A 16,459-nucleotide genomic window follows, 5' to 3' on the forward strand; every position below is an offset into this window, starting at 1 on the left:
CCCGAAAGACGATCACCGACGTTACTTGCCGATCGTCAGTATCGGCATCGTTTGGCCGAGTTGAATGCCAAAGGCAAGGCAAACCGCCTCGCCCAGCAGCGTAGATCTGATGATCCAGACATCTCATGACAGATGCCCTCACTGCCCGCTGGAATCAAAACGGCCCGCAGATCGCGGGCCGTCTGAAATCTCTCTTCTCGCGCCTCAGCGGCTGGCAGTGCGCAACAGCTTGCACAGTTCGCGCAGGTCGCTTTCGAACGCCATCGGGTTCGACAGCACCATCTTGCAGCGCTTGACGTATGCGGCGACCTGAGCTTGCGACATCCCGCCGATGACGCCTGGATTGATGCCGGGTCCGCCGGGGCCACCAGGACCACCGGGCCCGCCAGGGCCTCCCGGTCCGCCAGGGCCACCAATTCCGGGACCACCGATGTTGATGCCGATGTCGGCGAGCGTGTTGCCGGCGAGCCCGACATTGGCCTTCACGCCAGCTAACCCGTTGTTGCCTCCAACATTGGCGCTGGCATTGCCCGTCAGCCCGGTGCTGCCGCCCACGGTGGCCTTCGCCTTGGCATCCGCGAGGCCTTTGCTTCCGCCAACACCAGCGTTCACATCCGCATTGATGCCACTAGAACCACCAACGCTGGCGTTGACATTTGCGCCCGCGACCCCTGAGTTGCCGCCGGAACCTAGGCCTACGTCCGCACTGACGCCGCCAGGCCCGCCCGCGGTAGCGCCGATGCCGCCTGAATCGAGCGAAACTCCGAGGCCATTGCTGCGGTTGCCGATGTCCAGGGCGCTGGCTGGCACGCAGAGCGCCGCGAAAACGATACCACCCGCCAGTGTCTTGGCTATTGCCTTCGATATACTAGTCATGGATGTCTCCCTGTGGTTGCCGAATGCAGCACCCAGCCATTGAGACTGGATGCTCTTGCAGTCACGCTTTCACCCGGCAATAAGTTTCACCTATCACGCAATGATCATGATCTTTTTTACTTACAGATCAGAACTACGCCACATGAAGGCTTAAACAATTGAATCCTTTGGTATTATTTTATGAGAACATAAATGTTTATTCTATTTTAAGCGAATGCTCTACCGTCTTCCGTCCGCTGGAAGTAGATGAGATCGAGAGTTACGGATGGGCGCCCGAGCACTGTCAGGATCATGTGCGCCTGCCCACGATGATGCGTCTGGTGGTTGAACAAGTGCGTCAGCGCCGGCGCCAGACGCTGCGAGATCGTGCGCATGTCGGTGACGGTCATGTAAGTGAACCGACCCGCGAACGCCTTGTCGGCGAGCGAACCGACCCACTGTACGATCCGTTTGTCCTCGGCCTGTCGAGATGCCCGCAATTTGTTGAAATCACTGTGGATCACGGCGTCCAATGCGGAAGGCGCATCGCCCTCGCCGGTAAAACGCTTAAGCCAGACACGGTCGGCAACCAGCAGATGATTAAGGGTGCCGTTCATCGACTTGAAGAAGGCACCGGTGTCGCGATTGTACTCGGCATCATCGAGATCGGCGGCGGCTTCATAGATCCGCTCGTTGGCCCATTGATTATATGCGGCCAACATCATGAAATGCTGTTTCATCCCATATCCTTCGGTGCTTCGAAAATCATCGCCTCTTACTACAGCCCATCAGGAACAACAGCCAATGACCATTGTCCTTTACGATCTCGTCGGCAGCGATACGACGCGCCCGTTCAGCCCGCATTGCTGGAAGGTGGCAATGGCATTGGCGCACAAGCGGCTGGACTATCGCACGATGCCGACCCGCTTCCTCGAAGTAGCTGATATCGAAGGCGGCGCCTCGAAAACCGTTCCGGTCATCCGCGACGGCGGCACGGTGGTGCCGGACTCCTTCGCCATCGCGCTCCATCTGGAACAGGCCTATCCGGATCGTCCATCGCTATTTGCAGGTGCCGGCGGCGAAGCCCATGCCCGCTTCATAGAACGATGGTCGCAGTTGACCATCCATCCCTATCTCGGCGTCGCGGCACTGACGGCCCTTCACCGCATGCAGGATGAGGCCAACGCCGCCTATTTCCGCCAGAGCCGGGAGGCGCGTTATGGCAAGCCGCTGGAGGACGTGAGTGCCGTGCGTGATGCCGGGCTCAGCGCTTTCAGGGCATCGCTGGAGCCGCTGCGCAGCATGCTCACCTATCAGCCATGGATCGGTGGCACGGCTCCGTTGTTTGCCGACTACATCGTGTTCGGGGCCTTCCAGTGGGCCCGTATCGCCACGCCCTACACGCTGCTCGACGACACGGACCCCGTTGCCGAATGGTTCGGTCGCTGCCTTGACCTGCACAACGGCCTGGGGCGGCGCGTGGCAGCGGCGGCCTAGCCCCTTGGCAATGCGGCGGGCGGCCTGTATAGAGCCCGCCACACTGCAAATCCCAGAGATCACAAGGACCAGACATGGCGATCGAACGCACATTTTCGATGATCAAGCCGGACGCGACCCGGCGCAACCTGACCGGCGCCATCACCAAGATGCTCGAAGACGCCGGCCTGCGCGTCGTTGCGTCGAAGCGCGTGTGGATGAGCCGCCGCGAGGCCGAAGGCTTCTACGCCGTGCACAAGGAACGCCCCTTCTTCGGCGAGCTGGTCGAGTTCATGTCGTCGGCTCCGACGATCGTACAGGTCCTCGAAGGCGAGAACGCGATTGCCAAGAACCGCGAAGTGATGGGTGCCACCAACCCGGCAAACGCTGCCGAAGGTACCATCCGCAAGGTTCACGCGCTGTCGATCGGCGAAAACTCGGTGCATGGCTCGGACGCGCCCGAGACCGCTGCCGAGGAGATCGCATACTGGTTCTCGGGCACTGAAGTCGTCGGCTGATCCAGCCGGCGAACAGCTGCTATCAAGCCGCTGATCCAGAATTCAAAAAGCCGGGGCTCGCGCTCCGGCTTTTCTTTGGTCTTCGGCAATCGGCCTCAGCTGTCAGCTAAGCATTCCAAAGGCTTGACGCCAGTTCTGGGGAAACTGATTCAATCAACCTCCGGCCGCAAACCTGACGATATCCTTACCGGCCTTGTCGGCCAGCACCAGCTTGCCGTCCGCAATCCGGAAGGTGGAAGCGCGGCCAAGCGCATCGTGGAATTTGTGCTCCTGGTCCATGGCCGCCTGCTCGCAGGCCATTTCGGTCGAGGCTATCTGGCCGAATACGATCGTGCTGCCGTCGACCTTGGCGCTGCCTGAAAAACCGTTGCAGCCGCCGCGGCCAGAGGCCCTGCCGTCCTTGCCGATGCGCAGGGTCGACTTCACCTTCTCATCCACGCCAGCGCCATCGATATCCTCGGCCACCCAGTCGCGGTCAAATATCGTGGCGTCCCCGGCTGCGTCCGCCTGACGAACCATCTTCACCTGTATTGTCTGCGGCCCGGCCGTCAGCGGATCGAGCGCATGGCGCACATCATTGATGAACCAGAGCTGGCCGTCGACACTGATGCTCGCCTGCAAGGCGTAGGTCATGTTGGTTTTGATCACAGTGGGGTCGAACGGGATGGCGAACTTGATCGGCACCTGGCCGGCCGGATCTATGTTCTGCTCGCCGAGGATCTTGGCCGGCGCGTCCATAAGCGAGACGTCGGCAAGCTTGACCGACAGCACGGCGTTCGGCGGCAGCGCGATGCGCTCGCGATAAAGCACTTCGCCCGTGACGAGGGTTTCGTCTGCCGTCGCCAGCGCTGGAACGGCGAGCATACCGACCAGCAACGGCGTTATGCCAAACATGAAGAACTCCGCGAGCTTACCAAGCAAGGCCGCCTCCTGATTTGGTTGTTGCCAAGACAGCGCACGGCAACAAGCCGTCCGCTTCGACTGAAGTTACCGGGGAATAAGGTGGTTCCGTCGCCGCAGACACACATCGCAGCCGCCATCGATCAGGACTTCGCCCAGCGGGCGGCGGCGGCTTCGTCGCTTTCCTTGGCATCGACCCAGCCGCCCTCGCTGCCGTCGAGGCGGTGTTCCTTCTTCCAGAACGGCGCGCGCGACTTGAGATAGTCCATCAGGAAGCTTGCCGCTTCGAAGGCGGCCTGCCTGTGCCTGGACGCGGCGACGACCAGCACGATGTTTTCGCCCGGCTTGATCTTGCCGAAGCGGTGGATGGCGGTGATGCCGGCCAGCGGCCAGCGTGCCAGCGCCTCGTTGGCGATGCGCGTGATCTCGGCTTCGGCCATACCAGGATAATGTTCGAGTTCGAGGGCAGCGAGGCTGCCGGCCTCGTCGCGGCAGAGACCGGTAAAGGTAACGACGGCGCCGACATCCGCCCTGCCCTGCGTCAGCAGCGCGATCTCGGCGGCAACGTCGAAATCGGCGGCCTGGATGCGCACCATAGGCACGACAGCGACGGTCATCGGTCAGCCGCCGGTCATCGGCGGAAAACAGCGCGATCTCGCGCGCACCACCAATCAGCTCGCGGTGATCGACGTGTTCCTGGTTGATTGCGACGCGGATCACTTCTGGGTGCTGCAGCGCGCTTTCGAACTCCTCGCCACGCGACTTGAGCCACAGCAGCAGGTCCCTCACCGTCTTCACCTCGACAGGCAGATCGACGTCTTCCTCGGCCTTGCCAATTCGCTCGCGCACCCAGGCGAAATAGATGAGCTTGGTCATGGTCTCACTCGTCCATGATGTGCTTCAGGCCGGCACGGAAATAGTCATAGCCGGTATAGAGCGTCACAAGAGCAGCGATCCACAGCAGCACGAGGCCGACCTGGGTGGTCAGCGGGAAGATCTTGTCGCCGGCCGGACCAGCAAGCAGGAAGGCAATCGCCACCATCTGGATCGTCGTCTTCCACTTGGCGAGCTGGGTCACCGGCACGCTGACCTTCAGCGCGGCAAGGTACTCGCGCAAACCTGAAACCAGGATCTCGCGGCACAGGATGATGATCGCCGCCCACAGCGACCAGCCGGCGATGCCGCCACGATGATCGGTATCGGCGGCAAGCAGCAGCAGGCAGGTGGCCACCAGAAGCTTGTCGGCGATGGGATCGAGCATCCTGCCGATGTTCGAGGTCTGCTGCCAGGCGCGCGCCAGATAGCCATCGAGGTAGTCGGTGAGACTTGCCAGCACGAAGATTGCCAGCGCGCTCCAGCGGGCAAAGTCGCTCGACTTCAACGTGCCTTCGAGGAAGAAGCACAACACGACAAGCGGCACAGCCAAGATACGCGCGTAAGTCAGCATGTTGGGCAGGTTGAATGCGCGCTGGGCCATGGTCTCTTATGCTCTTTCGTCTGCCGTAGTGAAATCAGAAGCGGGGGCGGAGGGTCAACTGCCTATCGATAGCCCAGGCGGACGCCGGACGACAATTATCGTTGATCACCCATTATCGTGAAAATGGTTGTAAACAAGGCGCGCGATGGATTCCGAGATGCCTTCGACGGCCATCAGATCGTCGACAGCCGCCCGGCTTACTGCCTTGGCGGTGCCGAAAGCCAAAAGCAGTGCGCGCTTGCGGCTCGGCCCGATGCCGCCGATCTCGTCGAGCGGGTTCTTGACCATCTCCTTCTTGCGCCGTGCCCGGTGCGAGCCAATGGCAAAGCGGTGTGCTTCGTCGCGCAGACGCTGGACGAAATAGAGCACCGGGTCGCGCACCGGCAGCGAGAACGAACCCTTGCCCCTGACGAAGAAGCGCTCGCGTCCGGCTTCGCGGTCCTGGCCCTTGGCGACGCCGATCGCAACGACGCGATCCTCGATTCCGAGCTCTCCAAGCATGGCACGCACGGCCGTCATCTGGCCCTGGCCGCCGTCGATCAGGATAACATCGGGCCAGGCCGGAAACGCGCCGGCATCCTCGACCTCTTCCGCCTCAGGCTGGTCGCCGCCATGCTCCTTGAGCAGGCGCGAAAACCTGCGGGTCATCACTTCGCGCATCATGCCGAAGTCGTCGCCAGGGGTGATGTCGGTCGAGCGGATGTTGAACTTGCGGTACTGGTTCTTGACGAAACCTTCCGGCCCCGCGACCACCATGCCGCCGACGGCGTTGGTGCCCATGATGTGCGAGTTGTCGTAGACCTCGATACGCACCGGCGGCTTTTCCAGCCCGAAGGTTTGGGCGAACCCGTCAAGCAGGCGCGCCTGCGTCGACGTCTCGGCCAGCCTGCGGCCGAGCGCCTCGCGAGCGTTCTGCACCGCGTGGTCGACAATGTCCTTCTTCTCGCCACGCTGCGGCACCGAGATCGCCACCTTGTGCCCGGCGCGGGTGGAAAGTGCCTCGGCCAGCAGTTCCTGCTCCTCGACCGGATGCGACAGCAGGATCGCCCGCGGACAAGGCTTGTCGTCGTAGAACTGGGCCAGGAACGAGCCGAGCACTTCGGCAGCTTCCAGCGACGAGTCGGCCTTGGGGAAATAGGCGCGGTTGCCCCAGTTCTGGCCGGTGCGGAAGAAAAACACCTGGATGCCGGTCTGCCCACCTTCCTGATGGATGGCGAAAACGTCGGCCTCGTCGATTGTCTGCGGGTTGATGCCCTGATGGCTCTGCACATGCGACAGCGCCGCGAGCCGGTCGCGATAGACGGCGGCGCGCTCGAAATCGAGCTCCTCGGCGGCGTGCTGCATCTGGCCCGAAATCTCGGTCTTCACCTTCTGGCTGCGGCCAGAGAGGAAATCCTTCGCCTCGCCGACGAGTTCGGCATAGCCCTCGGGCGAAATCTCGCCGGTGCAAGGGGCCGCACAGCGCTTGATCTGGAACAGCAGGCACGGCCGCGTGCGGTTTTCGAAAAACGAATCCGTGCAACTGCGCAACAGAAACGCGCGCTGCAGCGAATTGATCGTCCGGCCGACCGCCTGCGCCGACGCAAACGGCCCGAAATAGTCGCCGCCCTTGCGCGAGCGCGCGCCGCGATGCTTGTAGATGCCAGGTGCGGCGTGATCGCTTGTCAGCATGATGTAAGGAAACGACTTGTCGTCGCGCATCAAGACGTTGAAGCGCGGCCGCAAGCGCTTGATCAGATTTGCTTCAAGCAGCAGCGCCTCGATCTCGGTGCGGGTGACGACGAACTCCATCGTCGCGGTCTCGCGCACCATCTTGCCGATGCGATTGGTGTGAAAGCGCCCTTGCGCGTAGTTGGTGACACGCTTCTTGAGGCTGCGCGCCTTGCCGACATAAAGCACGTCACCGGCGGCGTTCATCATGCGATAGACGCCCGGTGCATTGGGCAGGCGCTTGACCAGTGTCTGGATCACCTCGGCGCCGACCATGCCGTCGGCGTCGCCGGCATGAGCCGTCCAGTCGATCGCGGTAAACGGAAGATCCGGGCCGCTGGGCACAACGATCTCATCCACCGTCTCGTCGTCGTCGAGGTCGATGTCGGGCATGTCTTCGGCAGCCTTGCCGCCTTTTCCGGGGCTCGGCTTGGTATCGGCCTGGCGAGGACTCATTCCACCATGCCTGTCACGTCCGGCGTCTGCCAGGCAAGATGCTGGCCGCCATCGAGTGCAATCATCTGGCCCGTCACCGACCGCGCCTGCCAGAGATAGCGGATCGTCGCGCCGAACTCCGTCAGTGCCGGCCCGTGTTTCAGGATCAGGCCGTCAAGCTGGGCGCCGAAAGCGGCGGCGTCCTGGCGTGAACTTGGCAGCGTCGGGCCTGGGCCGATGGCATTGACGCGGATGCGCGGCGCCAGCGCCTGCGCCATTGTCCTGGTCGCCGCCCACAGCGCCGCCTTCGACAACGAATAGGAGAAATACTGCGGCGTCGGCTTGAGCACGCGCTGGTCGATCATGTTGACGATGAGGCCTTCGGCATTTTCGGGCAGTGCTGCCGCAAAGTTCTTGGCGAGCAGTGCCGGCGCCTTCACATGCAGTGCAAAATGCCGGTCCCAGACCTCCCAGTCGAAATCGGTCACCGAATCGACCTCGAAGACGGACGCATTGTTGACGAGCAGCGAGATCGGCCCGAGCGCGGCCGTGGCATCGGCGACCAATGCATCCACCGCCGCCATATCGGCGAGGTCGGCCTGGACGACGACGGCCCTTCCGCCGCCGGTATTGATGGTGGCGGCGAGATCATCGGCGGCCTTGCGCGCGTGATTGCAATGGATAGCGACACCAAAGCCATGCGCGGCAAGGTCTTCGACGATCGCGCGGCCGATGCGCTTGGCCCCACCCGTCACCAGCACGTTGCCTGCCATGTCAGCCATCCAGTCGTCCTCTCGTGCTATCCGCCAGCTTCCGCAAAGGCAGGCTTCGGCTACCTCTTGGTAACCTATGTAAAAAGCCGTTCATCGATCTGGCGGCAATGTGGCGAAAGCCAGCGATACCGCCCGAAAACCTGCCCGCGAAGCAGGCCGGCATGCGAGATATAGAACGCCCAACCCCTTGTACCAAGCGGCTTCAGGCAAATGGACGGCAAAGCTCCTGACAAGGCTGTTGCACGCATGCAACGTCACGCTTCAGCCTCATTTGCGCCGGGCAATCACCCAACTTCAGGTTCGGTTCAGCCGCATTTCGCCACGACATTCGGAACTGTTCGGCGCCCAGCCCGTTTCTCCCCCCGGACGGGCTAGGGGCGCCAGTTAAAAAAGAGCCAGTGTCTAGTTGGCTTAAGGAGTAAAACAATGACTGCCATTCTCAAGCACGCTCGTCCGCTTGCCGCGGCGTTCGGCCTGATCGCCCTGGCTTCGATGCCTGCATTCGCTGCCGACGTCGTCATGGAAGAGCCGCCGGCACCTGCTGCTCCGATGGAACAGCCGCCGCTCAACACCTGGTCGGGCCCTTATGCCGGTGTGACCATCGGTTACGGCTTCAGCGGTGAAGCCGACGCTGCTGGCAACAAGATCGGCACCAGCGGTTTCCTCGGCGGTGCTTTCGCTGGTTACAACTACCAGATGGAAAACTTCGTCATCGGCGCTGAAGGCGACCTCGGCTACAGCGGCGTGGAAGGCGACAACGCCGGCACTTCGGTGAAGAACGGCTTCGAAGGCTCGCTACGTGCCCGTCTCGGCTACGTCGTGACCCCTGACATCCTGCTCTATGCCACCGCCGGTGGCGCTGGCGCGCAGGTCAAGGCGACGCAGGGCGGCATCGAAGACAAGAACACCATGCTCGGCTGGACCGCTGGCGTCGGCACCGACGTCAAGCTCACCGAGTCGGTCTTTGGCCGCGTCGAGTACCGCTACACCGACCTCGGCAGCGACACCTTCTCGCTGGGCGCAGGCAACACCGAAATCTCGAACAAGGATCACCGCATCCAGTTCGGCGTCGGTATGAAGTTCTGATCCTAGCGATCAGCACAAACGAAAAAGCCGGGCTCGCGCCCGGCTTTTTTGTGCTTGGTTTTGCGCCGCTCGAATCTAACCACGTGCCCTGATGCTGTCGCTGAGGCGACGGATCGCCCCGAACAGGCTCTTGCGCACGAAGAGCTGGTCTCCGTGGTTTGGCGGGCGCCTGACTTCGATGAAACCATTCTGGCGCAGGAAACGGCGCAATTCCGGTTGCAGCACCCCGCCGTCGTAGAAGCGCTGCAAAGAGACTTCGACGATCACAGCCTTGGCCTGAGCAAGCAAAGACGTTGCGCCCTTCAGAACCATCAATTCAGCCCCCTGCACGTCAGCGGCCAAAAGATCCACATTCTGGAAGCCATTGATCATCGCGATGTGATCGAGTGTGTCGGTCCCAATCTCTTCGGAACCTCCGGTTTCGCCTACATGCGGCCAAGTCTCCCTGAAAAGCGCAGTGGCAGCGAAGATGGAACTGGACGCGCCCTCATTGCTGAACTGACGAAGCACGACCTCCTCTCCAGCCGTGTCGGAGGCAAACGCATTTACCGCTACGTGACGAGCATTGCTTCCGGTTGGTTTTGCCAGGCGTTCAACCAGTTCGTCATAAACCTTCGTCGAGGCCTCAACCCATAGCACATCGGTCAAGCCCAGTGCCTCGTAGGCATCACGCTCCTCACCATAGTGGGCTCCGACGTGAATGGCTGTCTTTATTCCAAGACGGTCACACAATCCTTCGCGCAGAAGCACAAGCGGATCTCGTGGCCGCTCGAGAAAACCTAACTGCCCAAGCAACTGTCGGAACATTCTTATCCTGACTTTCGTGGCTAGAGGACGTCATTTCGCCAGCCTTATTGGCCCATTAGACGAGACATCGAAGATTGGAAACAGCGTTGTTGAAGCTGATATGCGCGAGCATGATTCCCCGTCACCGCGTCCAGGTCTTCCGATTGTTTCGAAACGCCATAACCTGACATCCTCGCTCTTTCGAAGTTGATTTCAAATGTCACCGCTGCCACTAAGCGGCATGATTTGCAGCAGGCTTGCCCAACACCAATGAAACGGCAGATTGTCAGCAGGATATATGGTGGCTTGGGGAACCAGCTGTTCCAGTTTGCCATGGGCCGCGCCATGGCGATCCGCAGTCAAAGTTCTCTGCTGCTCGACAAGCGCTACTTCGACAGCGCACCGACAGTCACCTTCCGGCTGGGCCATTTCAACATTGGGCAGGCTGTCACTTCCGGAAGGCTCCCACCGGAACGAAAGGAAGGCCGGCTGCGCTATCTTCTATGGCGTAGTCTTGGGCTTCCGCCACATCGTGTGAGGGAAAGCGCCCTCAGCTTCGACGCCGCCATGCTTGCACCGCGCACCAACGTCTGGCTCGACGGCTACTGGCAATCGGAACGCTATTTTGCCGATTGCAGCGAAACGATCCACAACGACTTCCGAATTGTCACGCCCCCGAGCCAGGAAAATGCCAACCACCTGGCTGAAATCGCTGCGTGCCCCGCGATCTCGCTTCACGTGAGGCGCGGCGACTATCTGCTGCCGCAGAACCAGGCGCTGTTTGCCGCCTGCTCGAAGCAATATTACACCAAGGCCGTTGATCTGATGGCGTCGAAGATGACGGAGGAGCCGGTCATCTACGTCTTTTCCGACGACCCCGACTGGGCCCGCGACAACCTTGCGTTTCCATTCGAAAAACGTGTCATCGGCCACAATGGCCGCAGCGCGGATTATGAGGACATGCGCCTGATGAGTGCATGCCGCAATCATATCATCGCCAACTCCAGCTTTTCCTGGTGGGGTGCCTGGCTCAATCCCTCGCCCGACAAGATCGTCATCGGACCGGCGTCCTGGTTTGCCGACCCTTCGGTCAGCAATCCGGATATTCTTCCAGAGCGCTGGCTGCCTCTGTCCAACCAGGCTTGAGCGAAATCAGTTCAAGCCTGGTTGAGACAGGAAGCGGTCAGCCTTGGCCGATCAATGCCTTCAGTTCCGGGAACTTCTCGTCGAAACGGGCGGCCCAGCGCTTGAGGCGCGGACGGCCCTTGTCCCACTTGCCGGCGAAGCGAAGCTCCGTGTAGGCGATCGTGGCGCGCAGCGCGATCTGGCCCGTCGTGATCGACTTCGGCAACTTCGGTGGATTGGCATTGAGCAGGTCGAGCGCGCGCTCGGCCTTCGCCCATTGCTTGTCGAGCCAGGGCTGGTGCACCAGTTCCTCCGGGCGCGAGCGGCGCTCATAGACGATGGCGAGCAGGCAGTCGCAGATGCCGTCGGCGATGGCCTCCAGCCGTTCCGCCTCCAGCCGTTTTTCGGCATTGCGCGGGAACAGCTTGTTACCGGACAAACGGTTCAGATACTGGGTGATGACACGGCTGTCGTAGATGCCGTCGCCCTCGTCGGTGATCCACACCGGGATCTTGCCAAGCGGATTGGCATCGGTCAGTAGAGCCGGCTGTGCCGTGGTGTCGACGACAACCGATTCAAAGGCGATGCCGGCATAGGTCGCGGCCATGCGCGCCTTCGCGCTGTACGGTGAGGTCGAGGAATAGAGAAGCTTCGGCATGATGGGGTCCTGTTTCGACCGCGAACCATATGCGGCGCATTGGCTTGCCGCAACGCGTCCGGCAGCCGAAATCAGCGGCCACGCACCGGCGGCATCACCACCTTGTCGAGCCGGCAGCTGCGCCGGTCGATCTCGGGACAGGCGCGAAAGCCAAGATCCTTGGTCATGCAGATGCGCACCTCGCGCAGATAGCGCCGGTCGCAGGTCACGGCGACCGAATCGGCAGGCATGACGGGGTTGGACTGCAGGAAGGCACGCTCGGCCTGATCAGGTGCCAAGGTGCGATAGGCATCGAGGCGATTGAACTCGGCCGGAATCTCGATCTTCTGCCGTGCCGCGCGCAGCACCTTGAAATAATCATCCTGGCTGAGCCCGGTGCAGGTGCCATGCTTGCGCCATTGGTGGCGAATCAGGCCGGCCGACGGCATCAGGTCGTAGAGGCCGCGCAGCTTGTCGTTGGAAACATCGCTATTGTCAGTCGGGCAATTTTCGGGATAGCCGCGCTCATATTGCGGCCACAGGCCATGAACGACAAAGGCGTAAGGCCTGCCGGCACGGCACTGCTGGCCGTTGGCCTGTTCGCCCTCGGCCTCGCAATAGCTCGGCGACCATGACAGGGACAGCACGTAAAAGTCGAAGCCCTCGCCACGCGGCACCGCCGCCTCGGTCGCAGGAGCTGGCGTGGTTTTACTCGACTTGTCTTCGGATGGCGCACAAGCGGCAAGCGCGAACAACGCGGCAGCCGCGAATGCCCGAGCCCACATTCTCTTGGGAAGTCCGGCCTGTCTCAGCGCAGGACGCGGCAGCGTCCGTTGTAGACGTACCAGCGGTCGAAACCGGAGACGCAGAACTCGACATTATTGCCGATCGAAGCAAAGCCCATGCCTTCCTCGATCAGGTACCAGATGTCGCGGTCGGCACCGTCGGACAGAACCACGGTCGCGCCGCAATAGCGGCGGCCGATCGGATGGCTCTCATCCGCCGGCTCGTAACGGTGTTCGTGGATGCGCTGGAAATCGGTGATGGCGACCTGCGGCAGGTTCGGCACGTGGCGGACCTGGTAGCTGAAGCGGCTGGTGATGCGGTTGAGTACGGCCGCATTGCCGCAAATGCCGGGGTCGGAATAGTCGCTGCCGACCGAAAGGTCGGCTGCCTGCGCAGAGCCTACGCCCAGTCCGACCGTTCCAAGGCCAATCATTGCGGCAAAGATGGTGCTGGCGACGCAACTCATGGTTCCCACTCCAAAGCTTCTGCATCCCAGTTTGCGGTTTCGCCGCGCTCCGGTCAAGAAGCCGCTGCTTCGCCGGCCAGCCACTCGACCGACCAACGCGCGCCGGGTCCTTCGGCAAGCAACTTGCCGAGCGCCGGCAACATGACCTGGAGTTCACCTTCCAGTTGGAAAGGCGGATTGACCACTACCATGCCGGTACCGTCGAGCCTGGGTTCGGACGAAGGCTGGCGGATGTAGAACTCGATGTCCATGATCTTGGGAATGCCGGCATCCGCAAGCTCGTCGCGGAATGCTGCCACCGCCTTGCGGTCCTTGACCGGGTACCACAGGGCGAAGATGCCGCCCGGCCAGCGCCGGTGCGCTTTCTTCAGCCCCTCGACCAGCCGATCGAACTCACCGCCGATCTCGAAGGGCGGGTCGACCAGTACCAGCCCGCGCTTTTCCTTGGGCGGCAAGTGCGCACCCAGTGCCAGCCAGCCGTCGAGCTCGATGACGCGGGTCTGGAAATCGCCTTCGAACTGCGCGGCCAGCGTCTTCGCATCCTCGGGGTGCAGTTCGATCGCCGACAGGCGATCCTGCTTGCGCAGCAAATGCCTCGTGATGACAGGCGAACCGGGGTAGTGTTCGATGCCGCCGTCAGCGTTGACGGCACGAACGGCATCAAGATACGGCGCGAGCAACCCGGCTGCATCGGCCGGCAGGGCCGCATCGATCAGACGGCCGACGCCGTCATGCCACTCGCCTGTCTTGCGCGCCTGTTCCGAGGACAGGTCGTAGAGGCCGATCCCGGCATGGGTGTCGATGACGCGGAACGCCTTGTCCTTGCGCTTGAGATACTCGACTAGCCGGGCAAGCACGGCGTGTTTGACCACATCGGCGAAATTCCCGGCATGATAGACGTGGCGATAGTTCACGACTGGCTATCCCTGCCCCGGCCCCAACGCGGCGGCGGCGGTTGCGAATTCGGGTTTTGAGGGTTGCCGCCGCCGCGGCGTAGCGACAGCACCAGGCCGATAAAGCCCACTGCCATCAGCGAAAGCCCGATTGGCTGGGCACGCGCGTCCGCCTCGCCGCCGCCTGAGCGCAAGATCAGATCGACGCTCTGGATCTGGACGTTGTCGGCATCGCCCTGCTCGATGACGAAGCGATAGGTCCCCGGCTGCACGTCGCGGATCAGCCCGGCATCGTCGCGGAAGATCGGGTCGGGCAGCTGCGGGCTGCGCTCGCGCGGGGTGGTGTCATAGAAGTTCAGCGCTTCGGCCAGGACCGTTTCGCCGCGCGTCGAGGCCGTGATGGTCAAAACCGCACTCGCCGGCTTTACCACCGGCGGCGCCAGCGTGGTCAGGTCGACAAGCACCCGCACCGGCGCGTCGGCCGCCACCAGGGCAATCTCGACCGGGCGATAGCCACTGGTGCGATCATAAGCGCGGTAGGTGCCGATCTCGCGTCCGGTGAAATTGGTCGTCGCCCAAGGGTAGACGATGCCGAGACCGGTGCCACCGAGCAAGATGAGAAGAAACAGGAACCGCATGGCGCTCGACACTTTGTGGCCGCCAAAGGGAAAGCAGCCGGTGGACGGAAACGTCTCCCCTACTAAGGCTTTTGGCCCGTGCCGGAAAGTGCAGCGCCAGGGTTGCCCGCAACTTCGCGTTCCATCGCGTCGAGCAGCATGTCGAGACCGATGTCGAAGGTCTTGTCGAACTCGGCCACGGTGAAGAATGGGCCGGCCGCCGCGACATTGGGAAAGTCGCGCCGCAATTGCGCGTCATCGACCGTCGTCACCGCCGACGCACCTTTGGCGTAACCTGCCGTCTCATCGAGGATCGCGCCCATCAGATAGTAGCCGGCCGCCCGGAAAAGCCGTGCCGCGCGCTCCTTGCCGAAGCCGCCATCCTCGAACACGCCGAGCACGCCGTCGAGCCATTGCAGGCACTTCGGCGAATTCATGCGATAGGTGACGAGAAAGGGCGCAAAGGCCGGATGCGCACGCCCCACCGCCCGGAAGTCGCCCATCACCACCCGCGCCCGCTGCCGCCAGGGCAGCTCGCGCGGCGGGATCTCCAGTTCACCGACCAGCCTTTCCACCAGCGCCTCGAACAGATGCGCCTGCGAGGCATAGTGATGGTAGATGCTCATCGCCTCGCAACCGAGCGCCTGGGCCAGCTTGCGCATCGAAAAGCCGGCCAGGCCCTCGCGCTCGATGACCTCGAAAGCGGCCCTCTCGATCATGTCGCGCGACAGCTTTGCTCGCTTTTTGTTGATCGCTCTGTCCATCCGCTCGCCTTGACAACTTACACTGTAAGGATCATCAATTTCCGCACCTTACACCGTAAGGGAAAAATGATCCAGAGGAGGAAGTCATGCCCGCATATGACGCATACACCTTCGCCTCGTTCCGCCGCTCGATGACGGTCCTGGCCGGTGCCGCAGCCCTCACCATCCCGCTTGCCATCATGCCGCTGCCGGCTTTTGCCGACGACTACGACGCCACCATCCAGGACATCCAGAAGACTATGGGCGGCGTGCCGAGCTTCATCTCGCAGTTCCCCAAGGCCGGCTTGCCCGGCGCATGGTCGGAGCTCAAGAACATCGAACTCAGCGACAAGACCGCGCTGCCGCCGAAGACCAAGGCGCTGATCTCGCTCGCGGTGGCAGCGCAGATCCCGTGCAGCTACTGCATCTGGGCCGATACGCAAAGCGCCAAACAGGCGGGTGCCACCGACCAGGAAATCCAGGAAGCCGTCGCCATGGCGGCGCTGACGCGCCACTGGAGCACCATCTTCAACGGCATGCAGGTCGATTTCGAGACCTTCAAGAAGGATCTTGGCGGCGAGATGAGCGCCGCCAAATAGAAGCGGACAGAGGTGCGGCTCGTGCAAGCCGCGCCTCTAGGCCTTGCGCTCCCAGCGCCGGTCGGGCGTCTGCTGCCAGTAGGTGACGGCATGTCCGGCCGCCTTCATCGTCTTCCAGTGTTCGCGTGCGCCTTCGAGCTGTGCCGCATCGTGGCCATCGAACAAGAAGACGGCACGCTGATAGCGCGCGATGTCGGGCGGCGATGCGCCGTCGACAAGGAAGCGGATTTCGGCGGCGTTCGGATTGCCCTCGCTGATCGTCAGCACCACCGGCTGGTCCTCAGCGTGGGCTTCGCGGTCGCTGCCATGGGCAAGGAACGAATCGTCGCGGAAGCTCCATAGATGCGCATCCAGCGCATCGCGGCGCTCTTCGGTGCCGGTCTGAACCACGGCCTTCCAGCCGCGCTGCAGGCTGCGTTCGAGCAGCCCCGGCAACGCATCCTCCAGCGTCGATTCGGTCAGGTGGTAAAAAAGGACTTCGGCCATCGGGCAATGCTATGCCCCAATTCCACTCGGTGGTGAAGCGTAGAGGCGTCCGCCGCGCCGGATAAGCCCCGGCACGGCGGATTATCCGGCC

General features: G+C 62.2%; 20 protein-coding genes and 1 pseudogene. 5 read left to right on the forward strand and 16 right to left on the reverse strand.

Translation table 11 applies throughout. The annotated features are described in order from the left end of the window. Positions 1-204: 204 nt before the first annotated feature. Entirely contained in the window at positions 205-876 is a 672-nt protein-coding gene (locus ACHMW7_RS21135; RefSeq protein WP_395447437.1) for a hypothetical protein, read from the reverse strand. 206 nt (positions 877-1,082) lie between these two features. Further along, positions 1,083-1,595 (reverse strand): DinB family protein, encoded by a 513-nt coding sequence (locus tag ACHMW7_RS21140; RefSeq protein ID WP_395447438.1) that lies wholly within the window; start codon positions 1,593-1,595, stop codon positions 1,083-1,085. 64 nt (positions 1,596-1,659) lie between these two features. On the opposite strand from ACHMW7_RS21140, the gene ACHMW7_RS21145 reads away from it, so the two are divergent. Together ACHMW7_RS21145 and ndk are read left to right on the forward strand one after the other, a co-directional pair. After that, the gene (locus ACHMW7_RS21145; RefSeq protein WP_395447439.1) at positions 1,660-2,352 is read left to right on the forward strand and encodes a glutathione S-transferase family protein; all 693 of its coding nucleotides are present in this window, start codon (positions 1,660-1,662) and stop codon (positions 2,350-2,352) included. Positions 2,353-2,426: 74 nt separating this feature from the next. Then, on the forward strand, positions 2,427-2,849 hold the full coding sequence (gene ndk / locus ACHMW7_RS21150) for a nucleoside-diphosphate kinase (protein WP_018427138.1): 423 nt from the start codon (positions 2,427-2,429) through the stop codon (positions 2,847-2,849). A gap of 153 nt (positions 2,850-3,002) precedes the next feature. On the opposite strand, the gene ACHMW7_RS21155 is transcribed toward ndk, so the two are convergent. The 6 genes and pseudogenes from ACHMW7_RS21155 to ACHMW7_RS21180 all read right to left on the reverse strand — a co-directional run bounded on the left by ACHMW7_RS21155 (position 3,003) and on the right by ACHMW7_RS21180 (position 8,153). Beyond that, on the reverse strand, positions 3,003-3,770 hold the full coding sequence (locus tag ACHMW7_RS21155; protein ID WP_395447440.1) for a YbaY family lipoprotein: 768 nt from the start codon (positions 3,768-3,770) through the stop codon (positions 3,003-3,005). A 122-nt stretch (positions 3,771-3,892) separates the two neighbouring features. After that, positions 3,893-4,366, reverse strand: a complete 474-nt coding sequence (locus ACHMW7_RS21160; RefSeq protein WP_395447441.1) for a molybdenum cofactor biosynthesis protein MoaE — start codon at positions 4,364-4,366, stop codon at positions 3,893-3,895. A 3-nt stretch (positions 4,367-4,369) separates the two neighbouring features. After that, positions 4,370-4,625: pseudogene (gene moaD / locus ACHMW7_RS21165) on the reverse strand (molybdopterin converting factor subunit 1). 4 nt (positions 4,626-4,629) lie between these two features. Further along, a complete protein-coding gene (gene pgsA, locus ACHMW7_RS21170) occupies positions 4,630-5,226 on the reverse strand; it encodes a CDP-diacylglycerol--glycerol-3-phosphate 3-phosphatidyltransferase (protein ID WP_395447442.1) in 597 nt (198 codons plus the stop codon). A gap of 105 nt (positions 5,227-5,331) precedes the next feature. Further along, entirely contained in the window at positions 5,332-7,392 is a 2,061-nt protein-coding gene (gene uvrC / locus ACHMW7_RS21175; protein WP_395447443.1) for an excinuclease ABC subunit UvrC, read from the reverse strand. Further along, complete coding sequence (locus ACHMW7_RS21180; RefSeq protein WP_395447444.1) at positions 7,389-8,153, reverse strand: SDR family oxidoreductase; 765 nt, start codon at positions 8,151-8,153, stop codon at positions 7,389-7,391. Before ACHMW7_RS21180 ends, uvrC begins: the two co-directional genes overlap by 4 nt. Before the next feature lie 417 nt (positions 8,154-8,570). Between ACHMW7_RS21180 and ACHMW7_RS21185 the strand changes: the two genes are divergently transcribed. Beyond that, the gene (locus ACHMW7_RS21185; protein WP_395447445.1) at positions 8,571-9,230 is read left to right on the forward strand and encodes an outer membrane protein; all 660 of its coding nucleotides are present in this window, start codon (positions 8,571-8,573) and stop codon (positions 9,228-9,230) included. A gap of 75 nt (positions 9,231-9,305) precedes the next feature. Here the strand turns inward: ACHMW7_RS21185 and ACHMW7_RS21190 are convergent, their stop codons facing one another. Beyond that, complete coding sequence (locus tag ACHMW7_RS21190; protein WP_395447446.1) at positions 9,306-10,037, reverse strand: FkbM family methyltransferase; 732 nt, start codon at positions 10,035-10,037, stop codon at positions 9,306-9,308. Positions 10,038-10,223: 186 nt separating this feature from the next. Here ACHMW7_RS21190 and ACHMW7_RS21195 point away from each other — a divergent pair, with 186 nt between their 5' ends. Then, positions 10,224-11,162: an alpha-1,2-fucosyltransferase gene (locus ACHMW7_RS21195; RefSeq protein WP_395447447.1), complete on the forward strand. Its 939-nt coding sequence runs from the start codon at positions 10,224-10,226 to the stop codon at positions 11,160-11,162. Between the two features lie 37 nt (positions 11,163-11,199). Here ACHMW7_RS21195 and ACHMW7_RS21200 read toward each other — a convergent pair whose 3' ends face one another. The 6 genes from ACHMW7_RS21200 to ACHMW7_RS21225 form a co-directional block, all read right to left on the reverse strand. Continuing rightward, the gene (locus tag ACHMW7_RS21200) at positions 11,200-11,799 is read right to left on the reverse strand and encodes a glutathione S-transferase family protein (RefSeq protein ID WP_395447448.1); all 600 of its coding nucleotides are present in this window, start codon (positions 11,797-11,799) and stop codon (positions 11,200-11,202) included. Positions 11,800-11,870: 71 nt separating this feature from the next. Next, the gene (locus ACHMW7_RS21205; RefSeq protein ID WP_395447449.1) at positions 11,871-12,563 is read right to left on the reverse strand and encodes a ribonuclease; all 693 of its coding nucleotides are present in this window, start codon (positions 12,561-12,563) and stop codon (positions 11,871-11,873) included. 23 nt (positions 12,564-12,586) lie between these two features. Then, a complete protein-coding gene (locus ACHMW7_RS21210) occupies positions 12,587-13,030 on the reverse strand; it encodes a hypothetical protein (protein WP_395447450.1) in 444 nt (147 codons plus the stop codon). Positions 13,031-13,083: 53 nt separating this feature from the next. Continuing rightward, positions 13,084-13,944: a 23S rRNA (adenine(2030)-N(6))-methyltransferase RlmJ gene (locus ACHMW7_RS21215; RefSeq protein ID WP_395447451.1), complete on the reverse strand. Its 861-nt coding sequence runs from the start codon at positions 13,942-13,944 to the stop codon at positions 13,084-13,086. Continuing rightward, positions 13,941-14,561, reverse strand: coding sequence for a hypothetical protein (locus tag ACHMW7_RS21220; protein ID WP_395451397.1), 621 nt, complete (start codon positions 14,559-14,561; stop codon positions 13,941-13,943). The genes ACHMW7_RS21215 and ACHMW7_RS21220 overlap by 4 nt, the downstream gene beginning before the upstream one ends. A gap of 62 nt (positions 14,562-14,623) precedes the next feature. Then, positions 14,624-15,304 (reverse strand): TetR/AcrR family transcriptional regulator, encoded by a 681-nt coding sequence (locus ACHMW7_RS21225; RefSeq protein WP_395447452.1) that lies wholly within the window; start codon positions 15,302-15,304, stop codon positions 14,624-14,626. Positions 15,305-15,390: 86 nt separating this feature from the next. Between ACHMW7_RS21225 and ACHMW7_RS21230 the strand changes: the two genes are divergently transcribed. Beyond that, positions 15,391-15,882, forward strand: coding sequence for a carboxymuconolactone decarboxylase family protein (locus ACHMW7_RS21230; RefSeq protein ID WP_395447453.1), 492 nt, complete (start codon positions 15,391-15,393; stop codon positions 15,880-15,882). A gap of 36 nt (positions 15,883-15,918) precedes the next feature. Here ACHMW7_RS21230 and ACHMW7_RS21235 read toward each other — a convergent pair whose 3' ends face one another. After that, entirely contained in the window at positions 15,919-16,368 is a 450-nt protein-coding gene (locus ACHMW7_RS21235) for a DNA polymerase III subunit chi (protein WP_395447454.1), read from the reverse strand. Positions 16,369-16,459: the final 91 nt, after the last annotated feature.

Origin of the sequence: Aminobacter sp. UC22_36, assembly GCF_044056035.1 — a bacterium.
In the GTDB taxonomy this organism is placed as follows: domain Bacteria; phylum Pseudomonadota; class Alphaproteobacteria; order Rhizobiales; family Rhizobiaceae; genus Aminobacter.

Excerpts from the sequence above, each read along its gene's own strand:
- ACHMW7_RS21135 (WP_395447437.1), bottom strand. The coding sequence starts at position 876 with ATGACTAGTATATCGAAGGCAATAGCCAAGACACTGGCGGGTGGTATC.
- ACHMW7_RS21140 (WP_395447438.1), bottom strand. The coding sequence starts at position 1,595 with ATGAAACAGCATTTCATGATGTTGGCCGCATATAATCAATGGGCCAAC.
- ACHMW7_RS21145 (WP_395447439.1), top strand. The coding sequence starts at position 1,660 with ATGACCATTGTCCTTTACGATCTCGTCGGCAGCGATACGACGCGCCCG.
- ndk (WP_018427138.1), top strand. The coding sequence starts at position 2,427 with ATGGCGATCGAACGCACATTTTCGATGATCAAGCCGGACGCGACCCGG.
- ACHMW7_RS21160 (WP_395447441.1), bottom strand. The coding sequence starts at position 4,366 with ATGACCGTCGCTGTCGTGCCTATGGTGCGCATCCAGGCCGCCGATTTC.
- pgsA (WP_395447442.1), bottom strand. The coding sequence starts at position 5,226 with ATGGCCCAGCGCGCATTCAACCTGCCCAACATGCTGACTTACGCGCGT.
- uvrC (WP_395447443.1), bottom strand. The coding sequence starts at position 7,392 with ATGAGTCCTCGCCAGGCCGATACCAAGCCGAGCCCCGGAAAAGGCGGC.
- ACHMW7_RS21180 (WP_395447444.1), bottom strand. The coding sequence starts at position 8,153 with ATGGCTGACATGGCAGGCAACGTGCTGGTGACGGGTGGGGCCAAGCGC.
- ACHMW7_RS21185 (WP_395447445.1), top strand. The coding sequence starts at position 8,571 with ATGACTGCCATTCTCAAGCACGCTCGTCCGCTTGCCGCGGCGTTCGGC.
- ACHMW7_RS21190 (WP_395447446.1), bottom strand. The coding sequence starts at position 10,037 with ATGTTCCGACAGTTGCTTGGGCAGTTAGGTTTTCTCGAGCGGCCACGA.
- ACHMW7_RS21200 (WP_395447448.1), bottom strand. The coding sequence starts at position 11,799 with ATGCCGAAGCTTCTCTATTCCTCGACCTCACCGTACAGCGCGAAGGCG.
- ACHMW7_RS21205 (WP_395447449.1), bottom strand. The coding sequence starts at position 12,563 with ATGTGGGCTCGGGCATTCGCGGCTGCCGCGTTGTTCGCGCTTGCCGCT.
- ACHMW7_RS21210 (WP_395447450.1), bottom strand. The coding sequence starts at position 13,030 with ATGAGTTGCGTCGCCAGCACCATCTTTGCCGCAATGATTGGCCTTGGA.
- ACHMW7_RS21220 (WP_395451397.1), bottom strand. The coding sequence starts at position 14,561 with ATGCGGTTCCTGTTTCTTCTCATCTTGCTCGGTGGCACCGGTCTCGGC.
- ACHMW7_RS21225 (WP_395447452.1), bottom strand. The coding sequence starts at position 15,304 with ATGGACAGAGCGATCAACAAAAAGCGAGCAAAGCTGTCGCGCGACATG.
- ACHMW7_RS21230 (WP_395447453.1), top strand. The coding sequence starts at position 15,391 with ATGCCCGCATATGACGCATACACCTTCGCCTCGTTCCGCCGCTCGATG.
- ACHMW7_RS21235 (WP_395447454.1), bottom strand. The coding sequence starts at position 16,368 with ATGGCCGAAGTCCTTTTTTACCACCTGACCGAATCGACGCTGGAGGAT.